Raw genomic sequence first — 26,664 nt, 5'->3', positions numbered from 1 at the left:
ACCGAATGCAATCAGGCCGCACGCGACACGAGCTCGCCCAGAACCGTGTCCAGCGCGACGTGGCCGCGCAAGATTTCGTCAGGATGACTTTCGAAATCGATCCAGCCTTCGTTGAAGCCGTCCAGCATGCGCATGCGGGGTAGCGGATGCTTCATGCCCTGCGCGCGAAACAGCGCTTCCCACGTTCGCCTGTCGACGGCTTCCGCGCGCACCTGCCGGCCCAAAACGCGAGCGAAGGCCAGTGCGAGATCGTTGGGGCTCACCCGGCGCGGGCCCTCGAGCTCGACGACACGTACACCGCGCCACGTCTGCTGGAGCAGTTCCGCCGCCACACGGCCTACGTCCGCGGTGGCGACCATCGGCACGGGCTTGTCGAGCGGCTGCAGGTAACTGGCGACGACGCCATCGTCGCGCGCGGACGCGACATCCCACGCGGCGTTCTCCATGAACCAGCCGGGCCGCAGGAACGTCACCGGCATCGGCATCTCGCGCAGCGCGTGCTCCATCAGCGTGAGTTGCGTGAGCAGATTGGTCTCCTCGGCCTGCGCGCCGATCGTCGACAGGCAAACGACCTTTTCGGGGCGCGCCTTCAGAAGCGCGGCGGATACGGCCTCGATCACCTTCCGCGTTTCGGGAAACCCGGGCGCCGGATCGAACACCGGCGGCAGCAGGATGAAAACGCCCGAAGCGCCGGCGAACGCGGCGGCGAGCGACGACGAGTCTTCCATCAACGCGGTCGCCATCTCGCACCCGCGCTCCGCCCACGCCGCTGCCCGCGTCGTGTCGCGTACGACCGCGCGCACCGACCGCCCAGAGGCCAATAGCTCGCGCGCCAGCGCGCCGCCGACCTGACCGGTGATTCCAGTGATTGCATACATTGCTCGTTCTCCATGTGTGAATGCGTGGGTCGCATTCTGGACAAACGCCGATCAAAACAAAACGACATGGATGGCATCAGATAAGTGACAACGTGTCATCAATTCGGCATGATCGATGCAGACGCCCGACCGTGCTGCAGCGTGCGGCGTTCGCGTGTCGGCCTTCAATGGCTCGCACGCAATCCGCCATCCGTATTCACTCGAACAACCATGAGATCCAGTAGCGAGAAACTGTCCGGCGGCATCAGCGTGTTCGCCGCCGTGGTCGATGCCGGGACGTTCGCGGCTGCCGCCGACGTCATAGGCATGACGCCGCCGGGCGTCAGCCGAGCGATTGCCCGGCTGGAAAGAAAGCTGAACATCCGGCTTTTCAACCGAACGACGCGGTCCGTGTCGCTGACCGAAGAGGGCCGCCGCTTTTACGAGCAGGTCATGCCCCATCTCGCCGGGCTGGAGGAAGCCGCCGCGGCGGCTGCGGGCGGCGCCTCAACCGTGCGCGGCAAGCTGCGCATCAATCTGGATCCCGTCGTCTACCGGGCCATTCTCGGGCCGCGGCTCGATGCGTTCATGGACGCACATCCCGAGCTCGAAATCGAACTCATCGCGCGAGACAGCCTGGGCGACCTCGTCATGGACGGCTTCGATCTCGCCGTGCGATTCGGCGAACCGCGAGCATCGAGCCTGATCGCGAGAAAGCTGCTCGATACCGGCGTCGTGACGGTTGCGGCGCCCTCGTACATCGCGCGCCGGGGACGGCCGGCAAAACCCGAGGATCTCGAAAACCCGAGCCACCGCTGCCTGGAATTTCGGAATCCTGAAACAGGCAAGCCGTTCGCGTGGGAATTCCATCGCAAGCGCAAACGCATCGTGGTCGATACCCGGGGACGCCTCACGGTCAACGATCCGGGCGCCCTGCTCAACGCATGCCTCGCCGGTTCCGGAATCGCGCAGATGCTGCTGCTCGGCGCCGAGCCGCTGATCGCCGAAGGCCGGTTGATCGATCTCTTTCCTGAATGGGCCGACGAGCGGTATCCGTTATACGCGTATTACCCATCCCGGCATCACGTGCCGGCGAAGACCCGCGCGTTCCTCGATTTCATGGTCGAACTGACGGGCATTCACGCGGGCGTCGGCACGCGCTAGTGCGGTTCCAGCCGAGCCCACTGAACTCTGTGTCGGCATTCGCGGCGGACGACTGCGCCGCCGTCGACGCAGCGACTGCGTTCGAGCCGGGCCGCTCATCCATACCGAGGACGCTACCGATTGTCGGCACGCAACTCCCGCACCCCACGGCCGAGCCGGCGCCGCAACAAGGCCCGCAACGTCGCCGAATCCGCATAGCCGACCTCGCTTGCGATCGTCTCCAGGTCGTAACCCATCGACACGAGGTTCTGCGCCCGTTCGATTCGGAGATCCTGGAAGAACGCCAACGGCGACTTCCCGAGTACGGCCTCGGTACGGCGCTGCAACGTGCGTGGCCCAACGGCTAATGCGGCTGCCGCCGTCTGAAGCGAGAAACCGAGGGAAAGATTCTCGCGGGCCCAGCGCTCGAATCGCGCGACCAACGGATCGGCGTGTGCAAGGTAATCCGGAATGATGTATTCGGCCTGCGACGAACGCTTGTCGATCAGCATGAAGCGGGCCACCAGCGTGGCCAGTTCGGGACTGGCTTGACGCATCAACCACAGCGCAAGGTCGAGATGGCCCATGGCCGATCCTGCCGTGACCAGACGATCCGCGGCGACGACCATGCGCGAATCGTTCAGATCGACCGTCGGATAACGTTGACGAAAAAAAGGCGAGAGCGACCACGTGGTCGTCGCCTCGCGACGATCCAGAAGCCCGGCTTCGGCCAGCAAGAACGTCCCGATACAGGCGGCGGCAACGCCTATCCCACCGGCATGCCACGCACGAAGATGCGCCATCGCATCGCGCACGTCTCGACGCTCCAGCGTCTTGATCAGGCGCTCCGGCTCCCTGATGCCGGGCGCGGGCACGGCCACCCAGTCCGGGTGGCGTACGCTGCTTGCCGGTTCCACCAGCATCGACAATCCATGCGCGGTTCGGATGCGTTTGCGCACGCCCACCACCGTCACGTCGAAAGGCGGTGCGGCGAAGCCCTGAGCAGCAGCCAGTTCGTTGGCCATCGCGAAGGTATCCAGCAGCACCGTCAGCCCGGTGTCGAACAGACCGTCGAGGGCGAGGATGGTCAGTCTCATGTCGTAAACGTCGCCGTTGATATCATTTACGACTATAGTCCGGTTTCCGAAAAAAGCGCGGAGTGCAAGGCAACGCTGTGAAGAAGCACGTCACGCCGACCTCGCTCGTCCCGCCCTTTGCGAAGGACATTTGCCAAGCAGTTCGATCAGCCGCGTCTCGCATCCGGAAAACGCGTACCCGCGCCGCTGCGAGATCATGAACGTAAGGGGCCGCATGTGCCATGCGCGCCGCCGGAGTTCGACCAGTGTCCCCTTCGCGAGGTCTTCCTCGACCATATGGCGCGGCATGTGCCCCCAGCACAAGCTCCCTCTGAGCAGGTCGTGCTTCGCGCCGAGGTCATTCACCCACCACTGGCGTTCACTGGCGACCCCTTGCTGGGTCTTTTCCGCATCCGGCTGATTGTCGGTGACGACGAGCTGGATGTGCCGGCCGAACTCCTCTCTCGGGATCGGCTTCGCCATTGCGGCTAGCGGATGCGATGGCCCGCATACGGTCACCATTTGCGCATCGAATAGATGATGCCGTTCGATGGTGCCGGGGCTCAGTTCGGGCACGTCCGTGATCGTCACCGCCAACGCGCACGTGCCCTGGAGAACCAGACGCTCGCCACCCTGCATGGTCGTCATGCGCAGATTGATTGCAACCGTCGGAAATTCCGCCTGCAGCGTGCGCAGGCATTCGATCAGGTGCGCACGTGAAAAATAAGTGTCGACGGCGATCGACACTTGCGGGACGCCGGCTTCGGCAATCGCGACCGCACGCATCTTCATTTCCTCGGTGCGCGAGATCACCCCGCGCGCATCGGGCAGGAGGCTGCGCCCGGCGGCCGTGAGCGTCGCCTTGCGCGTGTTGCGCTCGAACAGCACCACGTCGAAAGCGCTCTCGAGCGCGCCGATCGCGTGACTGATCGCCGACTGGGCACGCCTCAGCTCCCTGGCCGCGCCGGAAAAGCTCCCCTGGTCGCACACGGCGACGAACGCGCGAAGTTGATTGATGGTGACGTTGTCCAGCATAGGTATCTAAAAAGTAGATGGCACTTATAGATATTCAGTCAATTGGCTTCATGAATCAAGCACGCCAGAATCGGATTGTCGCTTTTGTTTCGAAGGATGCACGACATGAACAGACTGAATGGAAAGACCGCCGTGATCACCGGCGGCGCAACCGGCATCGGCCGCGCCGCGGCACAGCGCTTCATCGAGGAAGGCGCTTTCGTCTTCCTCTTCGGCCGCCGGCAGGCGGCGCTCGACGCGGCGGTGGCCGACCTTGGGCCCAATGCCCGCGCGGTGAAGGGCTCGGTTTCCGATCCGACCGATCTCGACCGGCTCTACGCGGCGGTAAAAGCGGAGCGCGGCACCCTCGACATCGTCTTCGCCAATGCCGGGACCGGGAGCCCGCTTCCACTCGGCCAGATCACCGCCGAGCACATCGACGACACCTTCGACACCAATGTGAAGGGGACGATCTTCACGGTCCAGAAGGCGCTGCCGCTGATGGGCGCGGGCGGGTCGATCATCCTGACCGGCTCGAGCGCCGGCACCACGGGCGCCCCCGGATTCACGGCCTACAGCGCGAGCAAGGCCGCGGTGCGCAATCTCGCCCGGACCTGGGCGGCAGACCTGAAGGGTACCGGCATCCGGGTCAACGTGCTGTCGCCCGGCGCGACGGCGACCGAACTGGCCAAGGAGGCGCTGGGCGAAGAAGGCCAGAAGGCCTACGGCGCGATGACGCCGCTCCAGCGCATGGCCGAACCGGCAGAGATCGGGGCGGTGGCCGCCTTTCTCGCGTCGCCGGACAGCAGCTTCATGACCGCCAGCGAGGTTGCCGTCGACGGCGGGCTGGCACAACTCTGAGGAGAAGCACATGACCCAATCGCTGAAGGGCAAGACCGCGCTCGTGACCGGCGGATCGCGGGGCATTGGCCGCGCCATCGCCGAACGTCTGGCGAGCGACGGCGCGACAGTGGCGCTGACCTACAACGCCAGTCAATCCGGCGCGGATGAAACGATCGCGGCCATCGAAAAAGCGGGAGGCACCGCGTTCGCGATCCATGCGGATCTCGTCGACCCGGCGAGCGTCCCGGCTTTGTTCGAAAAGCTCGACGACGCACTCATCAGGCGCAACGGCAGCAAAGCCCTCGACATTCTGGTCAACAACGCCGGCAATTCCGGCTGGCTCGGCTTCAAGGACGCGACACCGGAGAGTTGGGACACCCTGATGGCGGTCTACGCCCGCGCGCCCTTCTTCATCATTCAGGCCGCGCTGGATCGCCTCGCCGACGGCGGGCGCATCGTCAACATTTCTTCCGCTGCCGCCACGAAGCCCGTCACGGCGGCGCCCGTCTACTCGATGGCGAAAGCGGCCATCAACACCCTGACCCATACGCTCGCCATCGAGCTGGGGCCGCGCGGCATCACTGCGAACGCCGTCGCGCCGGGCTTCACGCGAACGGATGCGAACGCCGCCTTTCGCGAGAATCCCGAACTCGTCAAGGCGGCCGAGGCGCAAATCGCGCTGGGCCGCTTTGGCGAGCCTTCTGAAATCGCCGCCGTCGTCGCGTTTCTGGCTTCCGATGACGGCCATTGGGTGACCGGCCAGACGATCGAGGCGAGCGGCGGTTACAAGCTCTGACCACATCGGGAAACGAAGGAGAAACATATGCGTTACGCAATCATCGGTTTCGGCAAGATCGGCCACGCGCTTGCCAGGGCGTTCGCCCGCAACGGCATCAACGTGGCCGTTGCAACCACGCGCGATCCGGAAAGCTTTGCGGCGGAGGCGGCCGCGATCGGACCGACGATCACGCCCACGACCCTTGCGGAAGCCGTCAAGGCGGACATCATCTTTTTGGCTGTTCGTTTCGAGTCGCACCCGGCGGTCGCGAAAGCACTGGCCGACTGGAACGGGAAGACCGTCGTCGACGCGATGAACACGCAGGCCCCGCTGGAAGAACTGGACGGTCTGCCGTCCTCGGCCTTCGTCGCGAAAGCGTTCACCGGCGCCCGATTGGTGAAAGGCTTCAATCATCTGGTCGCCGCCGTCCTCGGTCAGGACCCGGCCGTCCACGGCGGCAGGCGAGTCGTGTTTCTGGCGAGCGACGATGACGAGGCCGCGGCGGAGGTCGGTGCGCTTGCGGAAAAACTCGGTTTCGCGCCGATCCGGCTCGGCGGGTTATCGGAAGGTGGATGGCTGGTGCACGCGCGCGGAAAAAGCTGGGGACACCTGATCTTCAAGGACCTGATCAGCTTTGCCTGACGAGGTTCGATTTCCTGCATTTCGCCGAATCGAATGGACCGTTGCCGGGCGCAGCCGACGCCCGAACGGCAACGTGTGCGAATGACCGCTCGCGGCCGAGTGCCGGCCTACCTTGTCTACAGGACGGCCGGATCGATCTCGCGTGCCGTCAGTCCGAATCTCGCCATGCGAGCGCGATGGTCCGACGAGCCGAGATATGAACGAAGTTGCTGATTGACCGCCGTCAACAGATCGCGGTTTTCGCGGTTGAATGAAAACGCACCCAGCGGAGGCGTCCGCTGGGTGCCGTTTACATCCGGCTCGTGCGCGACGTCCTGGATCATCGAGTTGCCTATCCGGCTCGCAACGATTCGATTTCCCAAAGCCGTGCTCGCATAGGCATCGATCACGCCGGAGAGAACGGCCGCAATCGCGTCGGCCTGCTGTTCGAAGACGACGATTTGCCGCCGACTGACGCCTGACGCCATCGCGGAATCATGCTGCACCTGTCCTGCGATGATGCCGAGACGCACATTGGGACGTTCGGCGATCGACGCATAGCTGCGGAGCGCTCTCGGGTTGCCGGGCCGAACCAGAAAGCCGTCCTCGATCCCCCACACCGGCACGCTGAACGCGACGGTATCGGCACGCTTCGGGGTCACGAAGAGCGGCACGTTCATGTCCCAGCGACCTGCTGCGACCCCGGGCAGCAATTCGCTGAACGTCGTCGGGCGATACTCGATGCGAGTGGCGCCTATCTGCCGGAGGATCGTCTCCGCGAGCTCGAGATCGGCACCGGTAGCGGTGCCGTCCGCTTCGGTCCAGCCGAACGGAGGTTCTTCGATGTACGCAATGGTTAACTTCATCGCTTTGCCTCGCAAGCCGAAGGTGGTGCTCAAGTGTGGGGCGGATCGTTGATGATTTTACTCATGCGGACGGACGTGTCTCCTGGCCATGGCACGCCGATCGCGGTTTTTTATCGCGATGGACGAGATGTGACGTCGCTATTCGATGTTTGTCCGCGACGCCCGCCATCCGGATCATATGCGGCTTGACGGCGTCGTCTTCGGCGGTCGCGGTCTCCTTCGGACGAGTCAGCGCTTAGAGCCGCGCCTTCGTCGCGATGAACGCCGGCGTATTGACCTTCAAATTGCGCGGCCGTGGCACCGGCATCGCGATCAGCTGCTGCACCCCGCCCGGATTCGCCTTCAGCATTCCGGGCTACGGCGAAGAGTCGGTTTCGGCAGGTTTCGAAGAGATAGCGTCAGACCGCTGGAAGGACGAAGTCTATCGGCCGGACATCAAGGGCCGCTTGCATACGCTATACAAATGGCCGAAGTCGAGCGCATCGCCGGGTGCCCGGAACGCTTCGAATATGGATCTGCGAAATGCGTCAAGCGACTGAGCCAACGGAACGAGTGCTATCTCCGCTGACGCGTATTCAACGACGCTCCGTAATCGAACCCTCAGCGTCAACTTTCCCAACGGCGCCGACGGCGCCACCAACGGAAATCGGTCCATGTGCTTCCAGATCCCCGTGCACGGTCAGCGGGCCATGCACGGTGAGCGGGCCGTGAAACGTATTTTCTCCCTGACGTCTGCGTATGGCATGACCGTCGGGAGGAATCCGTTCAATCGAGACCGCGTTGATCGGGCCGCGGGCGGAGATGTCACCAGCCACCGTCAGTGAGCCGTCGACAGTAACCGGCCCGAGGACGACGAGCGATCCTTCGACGCTGAGCGGCCCCGTGACGACCGGCTCGGCATGTCCTGACGTGAAGAAGACAGAGGACGCCAGCAGAACCGCGCGCGCCATCGCGCTCTCTGCCCGCCTCGATGCCATGCTCTTTCCTGGCGCCAGATGAAGCATTTCACATGTCCTCCTGCTCGGCGCTACTTACGCGAGCAGCCAGCGGTCCACTGACTCGCGACAGGCGGCTGCCGCTGAAGCACGCCCGGGCGCTATTTATCCAGTCTAGTCGCGGAGTTGACGAGCACAAGCGGCATCGGCGCGATAGCGCGAAGAGCGCGATCTTCGACTGAACGTCTGCAGTGCACCGGGGAAGCGACCGGTCGAGCGTTTGCCGGCGCACGCCGACGAATGACGGATATTGGCCGGAAGTCGCCGGTCGGCGCCCGGTGCGGCCCGACCGGCGACTTCCGACCCATTGCTGACAGTCGAGCAGTCACGGCTACAACGGCAGGAAGCAAAGTGGAACGGACATTCCGCGTGTTTCTCTGTAGATCCATCTTGGGAAAGCCTTATGTCAAAATCGACGTATTCGCCACTTTTCTGCCGAGAGTACAATGTTCCGAATGGATCAAGTTTGCCGATTAATTAATCGAAAATGGTATTAAAGCAAGAACGACGACGTGCTTCACACTGCGTAAAAATTAGTGACTTCTAAATTAACGGGGAAAATAATGGGTGATTTTGTACAACTAGTTCAATCTGAAGGTGTTGACGGCCCGCGTCGGACCAAATTTACAGAAAAAAAGTGGAAAGCCGCATTTGATAGCGTGAAATCGCCTGATATCGCTGACCGGCGTTTATATGATGCCGCTTTGGTGATTCACACGAAGCTTGGGAATATTCGTAGCAGATTAAAGCTTTCGACAACAAAAGATCTCACTACGACAGAAAAAGTACGAGCGTTTGTTGCTGCTGCAAATCACGGCTTTCTTGTCGCGCAAGAAAAGACCCGAGAGGCGTTAATCGCAGTGGGAAGGGAGCTTGCGCAGCGAAACGACGACGGGATCCGTCCTGAGGACATTTTCGCGGAAGTCAAACTTGAACTGCCTGGCGGATTTGAATGGTCGCCCAATGAAATTGTTGAGAGCCTCGTCGAGGGAATTGAAATTCCTATCAAAGTTGCATTGCAAGACGATCCGGATCTGAGCGGAAACCCCCGCATGGCGCAGATTTCGTGGAAAGACATTCTATTGGAACTCAATCTAGGGATCACGTATCGTCACACGGAAGATCTCTGGGATGATTGTCTTTGGAATGGCTATGGCGTAATAGAGGTGAAAAATAGGACGGTGTTTGTTCCGAAGGACATAGATGTGAAGCGGGGTCAGGCCGTCGGCATTGCCAGACGACACACTTTGTGGACCGGATTTTCGCTTCAGGCAAAGATGTTACATCGTGAATACGCTGCTCGGGGCGCAACTATGCGCATTCGAGACATCAAGGCGATACGCAAAGAAGGTAGAAAGCAAGTAATTAGCGTTTCAAGACTAGGCGAAAGCTCAGAGGCGCAAGAGGATCAGGTATTACTGAGAATGCTAGCAAATGAACCGTACTACCAGGAACTACTTGGGAAAGACTTGCCATCTCTAGAGGGTGTGACACTCACTGAGATCCTCGACGCATGGGTCGTTATATCACGTGCAGCTCAAATGCTATTGGCGACCATCTCTGATCATGAACGCGCTGCTAACGATCAAGAGGCTCCCACCCACACTTGGTTGCCGGCGTTTGTTCCCGTATTGCAAACCGAAGCACTGGTTCAGGCAATTTCGTCCGCCGCAGCTATCGCGCCGGCCAAAGGGCGAAAGATCGTCGATTTCTTTACCTTTTATGGGAAGGCCGGGCAGGAGATCTGGGATTCCCCGCTGGTACCCGTCGGTTCAAAGGTAGTCGCACCGATTTTCGCCGCAATTGTTAACCCGAATTTGAGAAGATTGGTTGACATTTGGATGCGGCGCGGCGGGATTGACCTGGAAGTCCGAGGAGATCCCTTCGAAGCGCATGTCAGATCGAAGATGGTAGCAGCCATCAATGCTTCCCCCGTTCTGGCAGGCAAGGCTGTTTGCATTGCAGACAACTATGTGTTTAGTCCGTCGGCAGGTCGATCCGAGCAGATTGATTTGATAATCGTGATCGGTTCGACCGTTCTGGTTGGTGAGAGCAAGTGCATTCTCGAACCTACTGAAGCGAAAGCGCTTGCCATGCACCAACGCACGGTTCTTGGGGCCGCGGATCAGGCCTTGCGAAAATCAAAGGCCTTGACGGATAACCGGGGTGATTTCGTGACTGATGTCGCGCGGCTCGGGATAAAGCTCCACGAGGACTTCAAAGTTGTACCACTTGCCGTCGTCAGCACGTCGACCCATGTTGGTATTCCCGCCAAGGGGGTTTCGGTTGTGGATGAGTACATTCTCGGTAAGTATCTCGAAGGTGAACTCGAAGATGCTGGTCTGGATATGAGTAACCTCGCGGTTGTAAAGCGGATTAAACGGGTTTTTTATTCCGACCTCGCTGAAGCCGAAGCACGTGTGGCGGATTATCTTGCTTCTCCACCTCAGGTTCAAAGGCTGCGAGACGGGGTCAAGGTTCGTCTCGTGCCGCTGCATGCAATCAGTGAAACCGACTGGGAGGGACTGGTACTCACATTGGAGTGCGTTCCCCGGTCTAACGCTATTACTGCCGACGCGAACCTTTGAGGAAACCGGCCGCTGGCACCAAGCCGGTCCAACCGCGGCAAAGGTCGACGACTTTGATGCAGCCTTAGGTTGATAGGATGGCCGTTTGCGGAGTGGAGCGGCCGTCTGAATGTGTCGGCACTGCATAAAACGAAAGTCGCTTTATGGCCGGTAACGGCCCATCGCCATCACCGGCCGCAAGCCAGATGGCGAACCTCAAGCGATCGCATGCGGGCCACTGCGAACTCATCGGCCAAAGCAACTTTTCGCGATCACGTGAGCACGCCCCCGCAGCAGCAGTTTCAACCGCCGCCCCGACGGATGCATCACCACCATCCCACAAGCCCCCGAGTCGAACCGCCCGAAGCCGACGCATCCCCGGCCCACACTCCCCACTTCACGCGCCTCTCGGCAAGCGCACCGTGAACACGGTTTCCCTCTGATCGGACCGCGCGTCGATCCGACCGCGATGCGCCTTGGCAATTTCGTTGGCGATGAACAAGCCGAGTCCCAGGCCGATATCGTCACCCGTTCTTTCCGGATGATCCGCCCCGCGCTGAAGCGGATCGAAGATGCGGTCCAGCGTGAGCCGATCCATGGCCGGGCCGTTGTTGCCGACCTCGATGAGCACTTCCGCGCCGGCCGCCGCGGCCATCACCCGCACCCGTGTCCCGGGCGCTCCATACTTGACCGCATTGCTCACCAGATTGCTCAGCAATTGCTGCATTCGCTGATCGTCCCAATCGCCTCGAAGGTCGCCGCTCATATCGAGCGTAATTTCACGATCGGGATGACCTGCACGCAATTCGTCCACCACGTTGACGAGCACGTGCGCGAGATCGATCGTACGGGGAACGACGTTGATGCCCAGTCCGAGCTGGGTTCGATTGAAATCGCAGAGATCGTCGAGAAGGCCGTGCATGCGTCCACCACTCCTGATCAGGCGCGCGGCTGCTTCCGATACCTCCTCCCCTGCATTGAGCGCGGCGAGATACGACGCCGTGACCTGGATCGTCTGCAGCGGCGTGCGCATGTCGTGGCCGAGCATGCCGAGGAGCAAGTTGCGAGCCTGCTCGGCCTGTTCGGTAAAAAAGGCGACGGATTCCGCCAGCGCTTGATCGACCGCCTCGTTGAAGCGCATGACGTCGTCCAGATCAGGCACGCTCGGCTGACACTCGTCGATCCACAAGCGCAGCACACTGGCGCGCAGCGCCCGATACTCGGCTGCCAGTTGATTGATGTTGAAGCCCCGCCGGGCGCGCAGGACGGCATGCGTCTGGGCGGCCGTCTCTGCGGCATTCACCGGCTCGGGCGCGCGCCCCAACGATTTTTCATGTTGCGCTTTCCTCGTTTGCGGCGTCGCGATGTCCTTGGCGACGGCGGTCAGGATCTCACGCGCGTGGTCGCGCAGCCCGAGCGAGTTCATGTTCCTCGCGGCTGGTAACAGGGTAGCGGCGAACGCTTCCCACTGCACCAGGATCGGTTCCATGTTCCGTACGATGAAATCGGCAAGCCGCATGTCGCCCCTCACAACGGAATGATCGGTGGACACTTCAGTCGAACCGCACGATATCACGCGAATATCGACGTCAGCCGGCGATTCAATCGCCGTCGTCGTTTCCGGCTGCGCGGGCGATGAGCACCGAGCGGCAGCGTCGATCGACCTAGCCCTGGCCAGGCATTCGGAGCCCTTGAACGATACGCGACTGAATTTGCGGTCGCGACGGGGCCGAAGCGAACGTCGATTCGCACGCACGTCACGTCGGGCGGCTAGCATCGCCGATAATCGGTGCGACGCTGTCCGATTGCCGCGGCGCCGGCAGCACGAACCTTGCGCCGCGCTCGTTCGTCTTTCATCCCGACGCCGGATTCGGCCGCATTTTCCTGCCACGGCCGGCCGCCGGCACGCAACTGCACATGCCCAGGAAAAAATCCAGCCTCTGGCTGCGGCCTCTCGACCTGTTTTCCATCGCGACCGGCACACGCCCGAAGAAGCAGGCCGGCAGATCGCGGCCGGCCGTCAAAAAGGCCAGCAAAAAGGTGGCCCAACGGGCCGTCAAGCCGGCCGCCACCGTCCGTACCGCGAGACGGACCGGGTCCGCGCACGGAGCCCGCATCCCATCGGCCCGACCACCCGGCACGTGGCTCCGCTCGTTTCATTCCGCCGGCCCGAGCGCCGGCCGGTTCGTGAACCATCTTGCGTACGCGCTGTATCTTCCCGCCTCCCCGGCCATAACAGCGGGTATGCCGGCCGTCGTCATGCTGCACGGCTGCAAGCAGACCGCGGAATCGTTCGCCGCGGGCACGCGCATGTGCCGTCTCGCGGAGCGGTCGGGATTCGCCGTGCTGTTTCCCGAGCAGGCCAAGACGGCCCATGCGCACCGCTGCTGGCACTGGCACGGCGACGCGACCGAATCCGAAGCCGCGGCCGTCGCGTCGCTGGTCGACGCCATCGTGCAACGCCACGGCTTCGATCGCGACCGGATCTACGTGGCCGGCATGTCCGCCGGCGCCGGGCTCGCCGCGGCGCTGGCGATACGGTATCCCGACCGCTTCGCGGCGGTCGGCCTGCACTCGGGCCCGGCCATCGCGCCGCCGTCGTCGACGATGGCCGCGATGAGCCTGATGCGTCGCGGCATCCGCGACGATCCGATCCATGTGCTCGACGCGTGCACCGACGTCGCGTCCTATCCCGGCATGCCGGCGCTCGTCGTGCACGGCGCGCTCGATACGGTCGTGACCGACCGGAACGCGGCGCAGCTCGGCATCGCGTTCGCGCGACTCAACCGGCTCGTCGACGAACACGGTGCGATCCGCGTCGGCGAGCAACGCAGCTACACGCAGGACGATGCGGACTACGTCGATTATCTAAAGCGTGGACGGCTGGTCGTCAGGGTTTGTGTCGTTCGCGGGCTGCGGCATGCATGGAGCGGCGGAGATCCGAGCGAGCCGTTCCATTCCGCCACCGGGCCGGACGCGACCTCGATGTTCTGGCATTTCTTTCGTCGTCAGCGCCGCAAGCGATCGACATGACGCACGACGCTCGCGCCCCCGCCGTCATGTCGTCATGCCCGTTGCTCCAGCGCGACCGCGTTCGCGCGGTCGCCGGCACGCCGCACCGGCAACCGTATCCGGAAGGTCGTGCCGCGCCCCGGTTCGCTGGTCACGTCGATGGTGCCGCGATGACGCTCGATGATGCCGTGCGATACCGACAGCCCGAGCCCCGTGCCCTGCCCGACCGGCTTCGTGGTGAAGAACGGATCGAAGATCCGCCGGACGACGTCGGGCGTCATGCCGGCGCCGGTATCGCTGATCGCGACCGACACTTGATCGCCGTCGCTCGACGTGCGGATCGTGATCACGCCGCGCTCCGGAATCGCCTGCGCCGCGTTGACCAGCAGGTTCATGAAAACCTGGTTCAACTGCGACGGCAGGCATTCGACGTGCGGGACATCGCCGTAATCGCGCACGATGTCGGCCTTGTACTTGAGTTCGTTGTGGACGACGTTGAGCGTGCTCTCGAGGCCCGCATGGAGATCGACCACGCTCCATTCGTCGCTGGCCGGACGCGAGAAATCGCGCAGGTCCTGCACGATGCGCCGCACGCGCAGCGCGCCGTCGATCGACTCGTCGATCAGCATCGCGATCTCGTCCCGGACATAGTCGAGATCGGCCGCGCGGTGCACGGCCGTCAACGTGTCGCGAGTGGCTGGATCGAGCTGCGGCAGCGCGGCTTCATGTGCCGCGACCACATCGATCAGGCTGCGCACCCACGTCTTCAACGTATTGAGGTTCGCGCTGACGAAGCCGATCGGATTGTTGATCTCGTGCGCGACGCCGGCCGCGAGCTGGCCGATCGATGCGAGCTTTTCCGACTGCAGCAACTGCTCGTGCGTTTCCTCGAGCGCATGCAACAGGCGCCGCTGTTCGTCCTTCTCCCGTTCGAGCAGCGCATGCGCGGCCTTGCGCTCGTCGATCTCGGCCGCCATGTTCTCGCGCGTGCGTTGCAGCATCCGCGTCGTCTGTTCGTAGCTATGCAGCGCGCGTTCGAGTTCGCTGGTTCTCACCCGCACGAGCCGTTCGAGCGTGTCGGTCATCCCGCGCAGGAAAGTTGTGCGCGCATCGAAACGGCACACCAGCAGCGTGACGACCAGCGTCGCCATCGTGAACAACGCGACCGTCGTCGCGAGCCACGGTGCGTCGACCCCGTTCGCGGCGCCGCACCGCGCATCCGGCGCGAAATGCGCGGCCGCCATCGCCGTGTAGTGCATGCCGGTAATCGCGATGCCCATGATGACGGCCGCGCCGATGCGTTGCGCGGTCGCGTGGCGCGCCTGTTGCATGCGCAACGCCTGCGCGATCCACAGCGCGGCCGTCGACGCGATCACCGCGATGCCGATCGACGCGGCGAACAGTGCGGCATCGTAGCGAATGCCGGGCTGCATGTGCATCGCGGCCATCCCCGTGTAATGCATGCCGGCGATCCCGCCGCCCATCAGCACGCCGCCCGCGCACAGCCGCCACCAGGCCAACCGTGCGCGCGTGACGACGTTCAGCGCGAAATACGATACGAGCACCGCGATCGCCAGCGACGCGCCGGTTTCCTGCCATGCATAGCCGAGCGACACCGGCAACGAAAACGCGAGCATGCCGACGAAATGCATCGACCAGATTCCGGTGCCCATCGCCGCCGCACCGCCGCCCAGCCATGCGCGCTTGAGCTTCGGATTGTCGAGCAGCGAGATGAACGCGGCGAGGTCGAGCGTCGTATAGGAAGCCAGCGTCGCGATCGCGAGCGACAGCAGGACGAGCGGAAGGTTGTAGGTGCCATGCATGATCGGACGCCCCGGAACGGGTTGAATGCATCGCCGCGGTGCGCGCGGTCGCGCACACCGCGGCCGTCAGGCCGACGTGTCGACGTCAGGCCGCCGGCGCACCTGCGTTGGGCGCGTGCGCCTGCCCGGCCGGACGGGCCAGCACGAGAATGTCGAACGGCGTGCCCTCCCGTGTCTCGAAGCGGCGCACGAGCTCGATCTGGTGCGCGGACATCACGCTGCCTTTCGTCATCAACAACACGCCGCGATGCGTGCGCAGATCGTCGGCGAGCTGCATCCCCTCGCGCAGTTGCGCCGACCGAATTTCCGCGACGGACGCCGCGATGCCGAGACTTGCCGGATCCCGCATCAACTCGATGAAGCGCGCGACCAGTTGCGGGTCGTAACGCACGCTCGCCTGCGAGCGCAACACGTCGATTGCCTGTTCGATCGAATGCGGCGCACCGATTTCGCCGTTGCGCAACCCTTCGAAATCGCGCGCGATCGCGACGATCCGCGACCCGATCGGGATCGCGTCGCCGACCAGGCCGTCCGGTGTGCCACGGCCGTTGAAGCGCTCGTACTGGTGCAACACGATCGATGCGACCTTGTGCAACTGGGCGACCGGCGTGAGCACCATCTGCGCACGCAACGGATGCTCCTGGAACACGCGGTGCTCGTCCGTCGTCATCCGCGCGAGCGGCTTGTGCAGCAATTCGTCCGGCAGCGACAGCTTGCCGATGCCGTGCAACAGCCCCGCGAAATAGACGTCCTGCGCGTGCAGTTCGCTCATCCCGGCCGCCAGCGCGAGCCGCCGCGCGATCTCGCCGACCCGCATCGCATGCCCGCTCGCGGCCCCGCAGCGCAGCTCGATCATGCTCGCGCACACCTGAACCATCGCCGTGAAACTGCTTTTCAGGTCGCGTTGCGCCGCTTCGAGAAACATCACCGTCTGGCCAAGCTCTTCGGTGCGCGCGCGAACCTGCGTTTCGAGGTCCGTATTGAAACGGCGCAGCGCTTCGTTCTGCGCCTCCGTCAGCGCCGCCAGCCGCGCCGCTTCGCGACGCAGACGGCGCTGCTCCAGCGCCTGCTCGATGGTCAACAGCAGGTCGTGGTCGTCCCACGGCTTGTTCAGGTAGCGATACACGCCGCCTTCGTTGACGGCCTGCATGACCGACGCGATCTCCGCATAGCCGGTCAGCAAAATGCGCATCGTGTCCGGGTACAGCCCCCGCGCGCGCGCCAGGAATTCCGCGCCGCTCATGTGCGGCATGCGCATGTCGGACACGATCAGGTCGATTTCCGTCGACGCCAGGATGTCGAGCGCGGCCTCGCCGCTGTCGGCGATCACGATGTCGTAGCCGGTGGGCCGGAACACGCGCCTGAGCGCCGACAGCACGTTCGGTTCGTCGTCGACCAGCAGGATCGACGGTACGCGGGCCGCCTCGCCGGATGCCGCCGCATTGTCGGACGTTTCGGGCGGCACGGCATTCACGTCGTTTGTTGCAGATGTGGTCATAATCGGCCTCGGATCAATTATTTACGCCCTCTCTGCAACATCGGCCGGGTCCGCATTTTCCACATTGGTGGAAACGCTAATGTGCGCGTGTCGATTCCCACCGGCATGCATCGCACGAACGCTATGTCGTTGACGCGCCGGGTTCGCGCCGGTAGTAGATGTCCCATTCCGCTTCGTCGGTTCGCACGAAACCGTGCCGTTCGTAGAAGCGGTTCGAGTCGCTGCCGCGCAGTGCGCCGACGCGAACGGGCATCCGGTGTGCGTCGGCTTGGGCAAGGATCTCGCGGCGCACGGCGGCGCCGATGCCCTTCCCCTGATGCGCGGGCACGATGTACAGGTGGTCGAGCAGCCAGTGATCCGCCATCGGGCGAAGCGTGTAGAAGCCCGCACGCGAATGGTCGACTTCGATGAAACGGCATAGCGCCGGGTCGAACGACACGAGAAACCGGTCGCGCGCACGCCGAGGATCGAAACGGCCGATGCGCTCGAGGCTGTCGCGCATCGCGGCAATGCGGATCGCGACGAGGGTTTCGGCGTCGGCGTGCGTGACGGGGAGGAAGGTCGGGGTCACTGTCATTGGGCTGGCGGGATGCAGGGGAAAGCGAACGCTCGGTTTGGCGGTGCGGCCCCCCAGCATCGAGGCGAGTGATCGCCTCAGGGCGGCTTGACGCCTTGCGCCCGCGTGAACCGACTTCTGACATCTTCGCTCGAAGGAGACTTCAGCGCGGCGCGCCGCTCCTTGATCGGAGGGCGCGCGGCAAACGAACCGATTCAATCGGCTCAATGAATAAAAAGCGCTGGCCGGTGAACCGGCCAGCAAATTGGTCCTGGCGATCCGAGGTTGAGGTGTGCCAGGACCACATGCATTAAATGGCGGACGCGTGCAGACGGCCCGGTATGTCAAACGATTGGCTCCTCCGAGCCTGCGCGGCGATCTGTGATCGCAGTTTAGGCCGGGCTAACCGATGCGATCAAGTCCGCGCGCACGCCCGTCAACCTGAATGCATCGACGGGCTTCGGCACTTCCCATGTTGCGATCGCCGCTTCAGTCGGCAGATAGTCAGGATCGGCCGACGCGACCCCAGCCCACACGCCTCGCGACACCTGTCTGCCATGGAGATAAAAATGCAACTCCCGGCCCGCGCGGTCGCAAATACATCTGATTCTCTCCACCGACCGGCCCAGTCCTCTAATCTGTGCGATCTGGTTGCGATCCAGTTCGAACACGGCGCTCACCACCCCATCGCAATCGACCATGCCGATCATGTTGCTGTCATCGGTGAATGTCCACGACGGATGCGGCGTGCCTAGGCGCAGCATGAAAAAATCCGCAGATTCTGAACCAACCATCACGTTTCTCCTGCAATGATACGTCGTTCTACTAACTGCAACTTGATGAATACGCTTGCTCATCCAACCGTGCCTCCTCGCCGTGCGTGGATGCTCGGGTGAACGTACGCCAGCGCCTTGCAATGGGCGCGCGCAACGTTGAAGCGCGCAGCGCCCGGCGCTTTCGAAGCACCTACACACTCGCCTGACCCGTCACGGTATCTGCGGCCATACTGTCCGAACCGGAAAGCCTCACCGCGACAGCCGCTGCCGCCGTGCTTCCGTAGACGTTGAGGGCGGTTCTCCCCATGTCGAAAAAGGCGTCGACGCCCAACAGCAGCAGCACCGCATCGGCCGGCAAGCCGATCGACGTGAGAACGATGGTGATGGCCACGATCGCCCCGGAGGGCACATTGGCTGCACCGTCGATGGTGACGACCGTCAAAATCAAAATCGTGATCACCAGCGGCCAGGACCAGACAAGGTGATATGCGTCGGCCAGATAACCGACCGCGAGGGCCGTATAGAGAACCGCGCCGTCGCGATTGAAAATATAGGCCAGAGGCAAAATCGTGGACGCCACGCCGTAAGGCACGCCCAATTCAACCAGCTTCTTCAGGTGCAACGGATAGGTAATTTCGGACGAACGCGTCGTGAAGCCGAGGATCAGTGGCTCCCTCACTTTCCTGAGCACGGCGAGCGGCGACTGACCGGCGACGCGAATGACGATGGTGAGTACGACCGCCAGAACCGCCATGCCGAGATAGGCCACGCCAAGAAGCTCGACAAGCGAGTGCGCGCCCGCAAAGCCCTTGGCCGACAACAACTGCGCGATCGCGGCGAAGATCGCGAGCGGCGACCATGCGATCACCCACTGGATCATCTTGAACAGCCCCGACAGCAACGCCTCGAAAACGGCAATCGCGGGCTCGGCACGCTCCGGGGCAGCCGACAATGCCGCGCCGAAAATGACGCCGAAAACGAGCACCGGCAGAGAATTCCCTGCGGAAAGCGCGGCGACGATGTTGGCGGGAATCAAATCAACGAGAAATTTCGTCCAGTCGATGCTGGACGCGAGCGCTGCGGGCATCGATCCAGAGTGAGCCGCGCTCGCGCCAAGACCCGGTCGAAATACGAAGTTGAGCAAGAGGCCGAACGATGCAGCCAAGCCAGTCATCAACACGAAGAAGCCGATACTGGACAGTGCGACCTTTCCAAGCCGCTCGCGAAGTCTGCCCGCACGAAAGACCCCGACCGTGACCGACAGGAAGATCAACGGCATGACGACCATCTTGATCGCGTGGCCGAACATCGTGCTCAGAAAGCCCAGCTTCGCGGCAAAGCCCGGAGCAAACACGCCGCAAGCGACGCCCAGGACAAGCCCGCCAAGCATTTGCATCGGAAGGGAAAGCCCTTTATTTTTCGTGTTCATGCCTCGCCTTTAGCAGTTTTATCCGTGCGGGCGTACCGTCAACGATGTGATTCCACATATGCTGACGCGCAAGCTCGCCGTCGTTCGCTTCGATTGCGTGAAAGATGTGCAGGTGCTCGATCGTGCCGCGCCGAACGGTTTCAGCGTCGCCGCGCGGGAGTTCGTTCAGGGCCAAGGTCTGGGCCCGCAATAGACCATACGCCGATGAGATTCGTACGTTCCGTGCGGCAGCAAACAACTCTTGATGAAACACCCAACCGATACGTTGCTCGAGCATGATGTCCGAGACGTCTCGGTCAACCAGTTCCTGCATTTTTGCCGCCGCGTCGCAAAGGCCTGCCGTTACTCCCGATCTCGCTGCAAGAAACGCTGCGGTACTCTCCAGGGCCAGCCGCATTTCAAAAATTTCGCGAAGATCGCTGGTAGTCGGCGACGCGACATATGTGCCACTCTTTTCGATCACGACGACCAACCCTTCGGACTCGAGCAAATGCAATGCGCTGCGCACCGGCATTTGGCCGAAACCCAGTTCGTCCGACAGGCCTCGGTGCGATACTTTCTGCCCAGGCGCAAGGCGGCCGTCAAAAATCCTCGACCGGATCTCGTCGTAGGCCAGCTCTGCATCTGTCGAGACTTTCGACGTCATCTGTGATCGCAGTTAGCGTATGATTCAAAAAAGAAAGTGATAGGAAATTACCCTTACTCGCCATGTCCGGCAACTGCTAATTTTGCGAGTGAGTATGCCGAAAGAGAATTGGAAGAAAAATCTGCGTCACGAAGAGAGCCGATAATTATATGACTTCACAAGATGTGCGCTTTACCATCTGTGCCGTCCGCGCGGAAGAAACCTATCCCCTCAGGGCCGCGGTCTTGATGGCTGGAGATGAAGAGGGAAGCGCTCTACACGGAGATCACGCCCCAACGACAATCCACTTTGCCGTTCGTGACAACGACAATATCGTTGCCGTGGCATCGGTGTGTAAAGAAGGACAATCCGGCGTTTCGAATGCCGAAGCGTGGCGCCTTCGCGGCATGGCCGTCCATCCGTCGGTACGCGGCCTGGGGTTCGGACGCCTGCTGGTCAATCTTTCCATTCGCCATGTCCGCGAACAGCGCGGCACCCTGCTCTGGTGTACGGCGCGCGAATCAGCCTACCCATTCTACGAAATGCTCGGCTTTGATCGCGATCCGATACCGATTTCAATGCATGGCCGCGACGACATGAAATTCTATCTAATGCAGCGCCAAATCGTGGGCTGATTCCATCTGCGACCGACGTTCGATCGCAATCGCGGGCCGATACCAGGCGCTGGCTGCCGGCCCGAAAACACCGGTTCGCCCAGCGTCCGCATTAGCTGGTTCGCCCGCGCGAAGATCAAGATCGTGTGCGACGACGATTGTCGCAATACCTGCATCATCCAGCGCGCCGCCGAACGGTAGCGCCATTCGCTTGTCTCGCGAGTTTCCGGTCAAGACGGTTGAATATTCAACAATCGTCTTTACCGTTTCGATTGTTGCAATCCCAGAGAAAATGGAACGGTTACCAAGAACGAACCTTGGCGACCGATTTTCGGCGAGGGCTCTACGCTTGTTGAACGACCGAATTTGACCCGGTGCGGCGATCAATGCGACCTGCCAACCGCGGTACGTTCCTCTCCGATTGTTGCTCCCCGTGGCTGCCCCTTGCAGCCCGCTATCGCCCTCACATCACCTCGCCCGCATTCGCTTGCCGTTGTCGAGATCGTCAGCGTGATGGCGCGCAGGCCTCGATAACCCTTCGTCCTGATGCCGGCGCCTCTAAGGGAAACTCCGGAAGGCGCCAGGCCATCAAACGAGATTAACTTATATCAAACTAATTTTGACGGGAATTTATGTTCCTGATATGGTTTTTACGCTTGCAAAGTGCGACCACGCTGTATTGGCGCCGGGCGAAAAGATTGGCGCACGTCGCCGTGGCTGAACCGGCCGCCTGGTCAGTCCGCGAGGATCGCCGATATTTCCAGCGCGTCTTTTGTCGCTAGTGGAGCAGCCTCTGGTCTCGCCGTCGCCGACTTCGCTCGCAGGCATTGCACGAGCGTGGAGTGCGACGGTCGAGCAGCGTGACGTTCCCCATGCCATTTTATAAGGACCACGAAATGAGCGAACTCGATATGCCGACTTGGCGAATGTGACGCCGCCCGATTCGACCGATACGACGCGCAGACCGCGAATACGACCAAAGCCGTTTCAACCCATCCCGAAACCACTCCTGACCGTGAAATGCAGATGAAAAACAAAAAAATCAACATCAGCGTTATCGCTGTTGCCGCCTTCGCCGCATCGTCGGCAGCAATGGCACAGTCGTCGATCACCCTGTACGGCATGCTCGATGCCGGTATCGGCTATACGTCGAACATCAATGGCCACAGCAGGTTCGGCCTCGATGGCGGCGCCTCGGGTTCGAACAAGTGGGGCCTCAGAGGGCAAGAGGATCTTGGGGGCGGCCTCCAGGCGGTATTCAAGATCGAGAATGGTTTCAACATCGCTACGGGTGGGATAGGCGGCCAGGGGCCCATCGGTTCCACGCGTTCGCTGTTCAACCGTCAGGCCTACGTGGGCCTCGCGTCCGAACAGTACGGTGCGCTGCGCATGGGACGCCAGCTCGACGCCGTGACGGAAATGGTTCAGGTTCTCACCGGTGACGCCATTTCGGCGTCGACGTTCTCGACACCGGGCGACGTCGACAACAACGACAACACGACGAACCAGAACAATGCGGTGAAGTACATTTCGCCGATCATCCACGGCTTCCAGGCGGAAGGCGCGTACTCGTTCGGCGGCGTGGCCGGTGCAACGGGTTCCGGTCAATCGTGGTCGGCGGCGGCGACTTACGCTCAAGGTGGCCTGACGGTCGCCGGCGGCTACTTTCACGCGGCAAACCAGGGCGAGAACGGATGGGTGAACGCAACCGCACAACCGAGCTTCGGTGGCGCGCTGGGCTATCCGAGTTCGGGCTACTACGGCGGCAATGCGTTCAAGAGTGCGGGCATCGCGCAAATCGCCGCTCAATACCAGGTGGGTCCGTACACGGCCGGCTTGCGCTACTCGAACGCTCAGTACAAGGGGAACGATGGCCAGCCGTCGATCCACTTCAACGTGCTGGGTGCGCTCCTGCAGTACCGGGTCACGCCGGCGCTGTCGCTGGCGACGGGCTACACGTATGTATACGGTTCCGCAGCCACGCCGACGCAAGCTGCCGAGGGCCGCACGATGGCCTCGATCAGCCAGGTGTCGCTGGGTGCGACGTACTCGCTGTCGAAGAGCACCGCGCTGTACGCGATGGGGGCCTATGTCCACGCCAAGGGCGCGCAGGCTTCGGCTGCCGACTTCGGCAACACCTCATCGGGCGGCAACCAGGTTCAGGTCAACATCGGCATGTTCCACGGCTTCTGATCGCCGACTCGCAAGTCCGGGGTAGTGGCCGCACTACTCCGGCGAAGCAGACTTGCGTGGGTAATACCGATGTCCCGTTCCGAACCCCACGATCGGGAAACCTGAAAGGCCATGGGGTTTCATTCGCTCGCGGCGCAGCCTCACCGCCCGCTCCAGTCCGCGAACCTAGCCACCCTCCTGATTCGCCATGCCTTCCATCCACGCCTCGAACGCGGACACGGCCGCATCGTCGGCGCGATCGGCGTTCGTCACCAGCATGTAATCGTCGGCACGCCATACCGGCGATGCGATCGGACACACGAGGCGCCCCTCGGCAAGATCGCGCCCGATCAGCGGCAGCGACGCCAGCGCCACACCGAGCCCCTCGATGGCCGCGCCAAGCTGAAGATTCACGTGATCGAATTCGACATGGCGGGCGGCTCGCAGATCGGAAGCACCCGCTTCCTTCAACCAGTGCGACCAGGCGGAGCGCGTCGTGGCCGAATGCAGCAGCGTGTGATGGCGCAGGTCGGTCACGCTCTGTATCGGATGCTGGCGCAGCAATGCGGGATTGCAGGCCGGTACGCGCAAGTCGGGCATCAACGGGCGCGACACGACGCCCGCGCCTTGCTCCGGACCGGAGCGAACACCGATATCGAAAGCGTCGGCGACATAGCGCAGCTTGCGCGATGTCGTCGACACCCTGACATCGACGTCGGGGTACCGCGAATGGAAATCGGCGAGCCGCGGCAACAGCCAGCAAAGCGCAAAGCTCATCGGCACATTCACCCGCACGACGCCCGAGATCCGGTGCGCGAACGGGTTGTGGCGCAGCCGTACCACCGCGGTACCGAGACGCTCGAACGCGTGACTGACGTCATTCAGCAACGCGGCGCCTTCGTCGGTCAGCACGACGCCGCGAGGACGACGATCGAACAACGGCAGGCCGAACCAGTCTTCCAGCAATCGGATCTGTTTTCCGACGGCCCAGTGGGTAACGTGCAGTTCCGCCGCGGCACCCGCGAAGCTGCCGTGCCGCGCGACCGCGTCGAAAGCGCGCAGCGCATTGAGCGGGGGCAACTCGTCCCGGTGCTTCGCAGCACCTCGGCTTTCGTTCATGACGTGACTTTTTCTCTCCGTTGACGGGATTTTAGCTCAATTGAAATGACCGGTATCCCGGTCATAAAATTTACACGTCGAGCCTGAAAACCACACCACGAGCGCCTTTCATCCACCGCTCGTACGGAGAGAATGACGATGCGCTTGCCGGTTTTTTCCCCTTCCGTCGTGCGGGAAACTGCGCCATCGCGGCCGCGCGTGCTATGGCTATCGTGCATTGCCCACGCGATGCACGACGGCTATACGGACATGATCTACGCGCTGCTACCCGTGTGGCAGTCGGAATTCGGACTCGACTTTGCGGCCCTGGCTATCCTGCGCGGCGTCTATGCGGGCACGATGGCGACGCTGCAGTTGTCCGCCGGGCGTCTCGCACAACGTCTGGGCAGCCGAGCGACGCTCGCACTCGGTACGCTGCTCGCCGCGCTCGGCTATGCGATCGCGGGCATGTCGGGCGGCCTGCTCGGCTTGGGCGTCGCGCTGGCGATTTCGGGCGGCGGCTCCAGCACGCAGCATCCGATCGCATCGGGCGCCGTCTCCCGCGTCTACGGGCGCGACGCGAGAGGCCCGCTGAGCATCTACAACTTTTCCGGCGATCTGGGGAAATCCGCACTGCCGGCCGCCATTTCGCTGCTCGTGACGATGATGCCGTGGCGTCATGCGCTATGGATCGTCGCCGGGCTGGGCTGCGTCGTGGCCGCCGTCATCGCGCTCTGGTTTCCCGCCGTGCCGCGCGGCGCCGGAAAAGCGCCGGCAAAAGAACAAGCGTCCGCTCAACGCGGCGGCACGGGAAAAAGCGGATTCTCCGCGCTGTTTTCCATCGGCGTGCTCGATACGGCCGTACGCATGGGACTGCTTACCTTTCTGCCGTTCCTGCTCCAGGCGAAGGGTGTCTCGCCTCCACTGCTGGGCACGGCCCTTGCGCTCGTTTTCATCGGGGGCGCGGCCGGCAAATTCATGTGCGGCTGGCTCGGCGCGCGCATGGGTACGGTGACGACGGTGCTGCTCACGGAGGGCGGCACGGCTGTGTGCATCATCGCGGTGATGTATCTCCCGTTGGCGCTTACCATGGTGTCGCTGCCGATTCTGGGCATGATGCTCAACGGCACTTCGTCGGTGCTGTACGGAACCGTCCCGGAGATGTCCGCGCCCGAGCGCACCGAGCGCGCATTCGCGATTTTCTATACCGGGACGATCGCATCGGGCGCGCTATCGCCGGTTCTCTACGGTTTCCTGGGCGACAGGATCGGTGTGCACGGCGCCACGTATGCGACGGCGTTGACCGCGCTGGCGATTTTTCCGCTCGCCCTCGCACTGCGCCCGCATCTGGCGGATAACTTTCGACAGGATGAACCCCATGATGAAGTCTGACTACCCGAGCGTCGCCCTCGTCGGTCCCGGCGCAATCGGAACGACCGTCGCCGCGGCCCTTCATGAAGCCGGCCGCACGCCGGTGATCTGCGGCCGCTCGGCGCACGAACAACTGAAGTTGCGCTTCGATGGCGGCGAGATCGTCGTACCCGGGCCCGTACTGACCGATCCGCAAGCGATCAAGGAAAGGGTCGATGTCGTGTTCGTCGCGGTCAAGTCGACGCAGGTGGCGAGCGCGGCACCCTGGCTCGCCGCGCTATGCGATGCGAATACCGTCGTCTGCGTGCTGCAAAACGGCGTCGAGCAGAAAGCCGCGTTCGCACCGCATGCGGCCGGCGCCGAGGTCGTGCCATCGGTCGTCTGGTTTCCGGCGCAGCGCGAATCGGGTGCGTCGGTGTGGCTGCGGGGCAAGCCGCGGCTCACCCTGCCCGATACGCCGGCGAGCAACGTGGTGGTCTCGGCTTTGCGCGGCACGCGATGCTCGCCCGAGGTGGCGGAGGATTTCGTCTCGCTCGCGTGGCGAAAGCTGTTGCAGAACGCGGTGGCGGGACTCATGGTGCTGACCGGTCGCCGCGCCGGCATGTTCTCGCGAAGCGACATCACCGAACTGTCGCTTGCCTACCTGCGGGAATGTCTCGAGGTCGCGCGTGCGGAGGGCGCGAAGCTCGGCGATGAAGTGCCGCTGGAAATCGTCGAGGGATTCCATGGCTTTCCGCCTGATTTAGGTACGTCGATTCTTGCCGACCGGCAAGGCAACCGCCCCCTCGAATGGGACTGCCGAAACGGCGTCGTGCAGCGATACGGGCGAACTCATGGCATTCCGACGCCGATCAGCGATCTGGTCGTGCCGCTTCTCGCGGCCGCCAGCGACGGGCCGGGCTGATAGCGAGAAACGCTCTATCCAGTCGG

General features: G+C 62.7%; 25 protein-coding genes. 11 read left to right on the top strand and 14 right to left on the bottom strand.

Features of this window, described 5'->3' with window-relative positions; translation table 11 throughout:
- Nucleotides 1–11: 11 nt before the first annotated feature.
- Nucleotides 12–878 (bottom strand): NmrA family NAD(P)-binding protein, encoded by an 867-nt coding sequence (locus CFB46_RS33510; protein WP_027786511.1) that lies wholly within the window; start codon nt 876–878, stop codon nt 12–14.
- Between the two features lie 210 nt (nt 879–1,088).
- On the opposite strand from CFB46_RS33510, the gene CFB46_RS33505 reads away from it, so the two are divergent.
- Nucleotides 1,089–2,021 carry a LysR family transcriptional regulator gene (locus tag CFB46_RS33505; protein ID WP_027786510.1) on the top strand — a complete coding sequence of 311 codons (933 nt, stop codon included), beginning with the start codon at nt 1,089–1,091 and terminating at the stop codon, nt 2,019–2,021.
- Between the two features lie 113 nt (nt 2,022–2,134).
- Here the strand turns inward: CFB46_RS33505 and CFB46_RS33500 are convergent, their stop codons facing one another.
- Nucleotides 2,135–3,097: a GlxA family transcriptional regulator gene (locus CFB46_RS33500; protein WP_027786509.1), complete on the bottom strand. Its 963-nt coding sequence runs from the start codon at nt 3,095–3,097 to the stop codon at nt 2,135–2,137.
- 90 nt (nt 3,098–3,187) lie between these two features.
- On the bottom strand, nt 3,188–4,111 hold the full coding sequence (locus tag CFB46_RS33495) for a LysR family transcriptional regulator (RefSeq protein WP_027786508.1): 924 nt from the start codon (nt 4,109–4,111) through the stop codon (nt 3,188–3,190).
- 105 nt (nt 4,112–4,216) lie between these two features.
- Between CFB46_RS33495 and CFB46_RS33490 the strand changes: the two genes are divergently transcribed.
- From CFB46_RS33490 to CFB46_RS33480, 3 genes are read left to right on the top strand one after another with little or no spacing between them, the layout of a single operon-like run.
- Nucleotides 4,217–4,951 carry an SDR family NAD(P)-dependent oxidoreductase gene (locus CFB46_RS33490; protein ID WP_027786507.1) on the top strand — a complete coding sequence of 245 codons (735 nt, stop codon included), beginning with the start codon at nt 4,217–4,219 and terminating at the stop codon, nt 4,949–4,951.
- A gap of 10 nt (nt 4,952–4,961) precedes the next feature.
- A complete protein-coding gene (locus CFB46_RS33485) occupies nt 4,962–5,729 on the top strand; it encodes an SDR family NAD(P)-dependent oxidoreductase (protein WP_027786506.1) in 768 nt (255 codons plus the stop codon).
- A gap of 27 nt (nt 5,730–5,756) precedes the next feature.
- Nucleotides 5,757–6,353, top strand: a complete 597-nt coding sequence (locus CFB46_RS33480) for an NADPH-dependent F420 reductase (RefSeq protein WP_027786505.1) — start codon at nt 5,757–5,759, stop codon at nt 6,351–6,353.
- Between the two features lie 116 nt (nt 6,354–6,469).
- Here CFB46_RS33480 and CFB46_RS33475 read toward each other — a convergent pair whose 3' ends face one another.
- Nucleotides 6,470–7,198 (bottom strand): transporter substrate-binding domain-containing protein, encoded by a 729-nt coding sequence (locus CFB46_RS33475; protein ID WP_027786504.1) that lies wholly within the window; start codon nt 7,196–7,198, stop codon nt 6,470–6,472.
- Nucleotides 7,199–7,455: 257 nt separating this feature from the next.
- On the opposite strand from CFB46_RS33475, the gene CFB46_RS36735 reads away from it, so the two are divergent.
- Entirely contained in the window at nt 7,456–7,737 is a 282-nt protein-coding gene (locus tag CFB46_RS36735) for a hypothetical protein (protein ID WP_227789468.1), read from the top strand.
- A gap of 36 nt (nt 7,738–7,773) precedes the next feature.
- Here the strand turns inward: CFB46_RS36735 and CFB46_RS33460 are convergent, their stop codons facing one another.
- Complete coding sequence (locus CFB46_RS33460; protein WP_227789469.1) at nt 7,774–8,202, bottom strand: hypothetical protein; 429 nt, start codon at nt 8,200–8,202, stop codon at nt 7,774–7,776.
- Nucleotides 8,203–8,756: 554 nt separating this feature from the next.
- Here CFB46_RS33460 and CFB46_RS35690 point away from each other — a divergent pair.
- Nucleotides 8,757–10,781 (top strand): hypothetical protein, encoded by a 2,025-nt coding sequence (locus tag CFB46_RS35690; protein WP_143751688.1) that lies wholly within the window; start codon nt 8,757–8,759, stop codon nt 10,779–10,781.
- Nucleotides 10,782–11,157: 376 nt separating this feature from the next.
- Here the strand turns inward: CFB46_RS35690 and CFB46_RS33450 are convergent, their stop codons facing one another.
- Nucleotides 11,158–12,279, bottom strand: coding sequence for a sensor histidine kinase (locus CFB46_RS33450; protein ID WP_027786502.1), 1,122 nt, complete (start codon nt 12,277–12,279; stop codon nt 11,158–11,160).
- A gap of 398 nt (nt 12,280–12,677) precedes the next feature.
- Here CFB46_RS33450 and CFB46_RS33445 point away from each other — a divergent pair, with 398 nt between their 5' ends.
- Entirely contained in the window at nt 12,678–13,793 is a 1,116-nt protein-coding gene (locus CFB46_RS33445; RefSeq protein WP_027786501.1) for an extracellular catalytic domain type 1 short-chain-length polyhydroxyalkanoate depolymerase, read from the top strand.
- Nucleotides 13,794–13,825: 32 nt separating this feature from the next.
- Here CFB46_RS33445 and CFB46_RS33440 read toward each other — a convergent pair whose 3' ends face one another.
- The 6 genes from CFB46_RS33440 to CFB46_RS33415 form a co-directional block, all read right to left on the bottom strand.
- Nucleotides 13,826–15,595: a histidine kinase gene (locus CFB46_RS33440; RefSeq protein WP_027786500.1), complete on the bottom strand. Its 1,770-nt coding sequence runs from the start codon at nt 15,593–15,595 to the stop codon at nt 13,826–13,828.
- A gap of 85 nt (nt 15,596–15,680) precedes the next feature.
- On the bottom strand, nt 15,681–17,093 hold the full coding sequence (locus tag CFB46_RS33435) for an HD domain-containing phosphohydrolase (RefSeq protein WP_027786499.1): 1,413 nt from the start codon (nt 17,091–17,093) through the stop codon (nt 15,681–15,683).
- Nucleotides 17,094–17,214: 121 nt separating this feature from the next.
- Entirely contained in the window at nt 17,215–17,670 is a 456-nt protein-coding gene (locus tag CFB46_RS33430; protein ID WP_089502463.1) for a GNAT family N-acetyltransferase, read from the bottom strand.
- A 371-nt stretch (nt 17,671–18,041) separates the two neighbouring features.
- Nucleotides 18,042–18,443, bottom strand: a complete 402-nt coding sequence (locus tag CFB46_RS33425; protein ID WP_152777264.1) for a hypothetical protein — start codon at nt 18,441–18,443, stop codon at nt 18,042–18,044.
- 172 nt (nt 18,444–18,615) lie between these two features.
- Complete coding sequence (locus CFB46_RS33420; RefSeq protein ID WP_027786496.1) at nt 18,616–19,854, bottom strand: dicarboxylate/amino acid:cation symporter; 1,239 nt, start codon at nt 19,852–19,854, stop codon at nt 18,616–18,618.
- Nucleotides 19,838–20,500 carry a GntR family transcriptional regulator gene (locus CFB46_RS33415; protein WP_027786495.1) on the bottom strand — a complete coding sequence of 221 codons (663 nt, stop codon included), beginning with the start codon at nt 20,498–20,500 and terminating at the stop codon, nt 19,838–19,840. Before CFB46_RS33415 ends, CFB46_RS33420 begins: the two co-directional genes overlap by 17 nt.
- A gap of 149 nt (nt 20,501–20,649) precedes the next feature.
- Between CFB46_RS33415 and CFB46_RS33410 the strand changes: the two genes are divergently transcribed.
- On the top strand, nt 20,650–21,114 hold the full coding sequence (locus CFB46_RS33410; protein ID WP_027786494.1) for a GNAT family N-acetyltransferase: 465 nt from the start codon (nt 20,650–20,652) through the stop codon (nt 21,112–21,114).
- Here CFB46_RS33410 and CFB46_RS35685 read toward each other — a convergent pair.
- Nucleotides 21,088–21,480 (bottom strand): hypothetical protein, encoded by a 393-nt coding sequence (locus CFB46_RS35685; RefSeq protein WP_143751687.1) that lies wholly within the window; start codon nt 21,478–21,480, stop codon nt 21,088–21,090. The genes CFB46_RS33410 and CFB46_RS35685 overlap by 27 nt on opposite strands.
- A gap of 639 nt (nt 21,481–22,119) precedes the next feature.
- On the opposite strand from CFB46_RS35685, the gene CFB46_RS33405 reads away from it, so the two are divergent.
- A complete protein-coding gene (locus tag CFB46_RS33405; protein ID WP_027786493.1) occupies nt 22,120–23,286 on the top strand; it encodes a porin in 1,167 nt (388 codons plus the stop codon).
- Between the two features lie 165 nt (nt 23,287–23,451).
- Here the strand turns inward: CFB46_RS33405 and gcvA are convergent, their stop codons facing one another.
- Nucleotides 23,452–24,384, bottom strand: coding sequence for a transcriptional regulator GcvA (gene gcvA / locus CFB46_RS33400; RefSeq protein ID WP_027786492.1), 933 nt, complete (start codon nt 24,382–24,384; stop codon nt 23,452–23,454).
- A gap of 138 nt (nt 24,385–24,522) precedes the next feature.
- Here gcvA and CFB46_RS33395 point away from each other — a divergent pair, with 138 nt between their 5' ends.
- Both CFB46_RS33395 and CFB46_RS33390 read left to right on the top strand, forming a co-directional pair.
- Nucleotides 24,523–25,755 carry an MFS transporter gene (locus CFB46_RS33395; RefSeq protein WP_027786491.1) on the top strand — a complete coding sequence of 411 codons (1,233 nt, stop codon included), beginning with the start codon at nt 24,523–24,525 and terminating at the stop codon, nt 25,753–25,755.
- Nucleotides 25,742–26,638: an oxidoreductase gene (locus CFB46_RS33390; protein ID WP_027786490.1), complete on the top strand. Its 897-nt coding sequence runs from the start codon at nt 25,742–25,744 to the stop codon at nt 26,636–26,638. Before CFB46_RS33395 ends, CFB46_RS33390 begins: the two co-directional genes overlap by 14 nt.
- Nucleotides 26,639–26,664 lie beyond the last annotated feature (26 nt).

This window comes from Burkholderia sp. HI2761 (assembly GCF_002223355.1).
Taxonomy (GTDB): Bacteria; Pseudomonadota; Gammaproteobacteria; order Burkholderiales; family Burkholderiaceae; genus Burkholderia.
The sequence above is the reverse complement of the archived record's forward strand: the minus strand, read 5'-3'. Positions and strand labels throughout refer to the sequence as shown.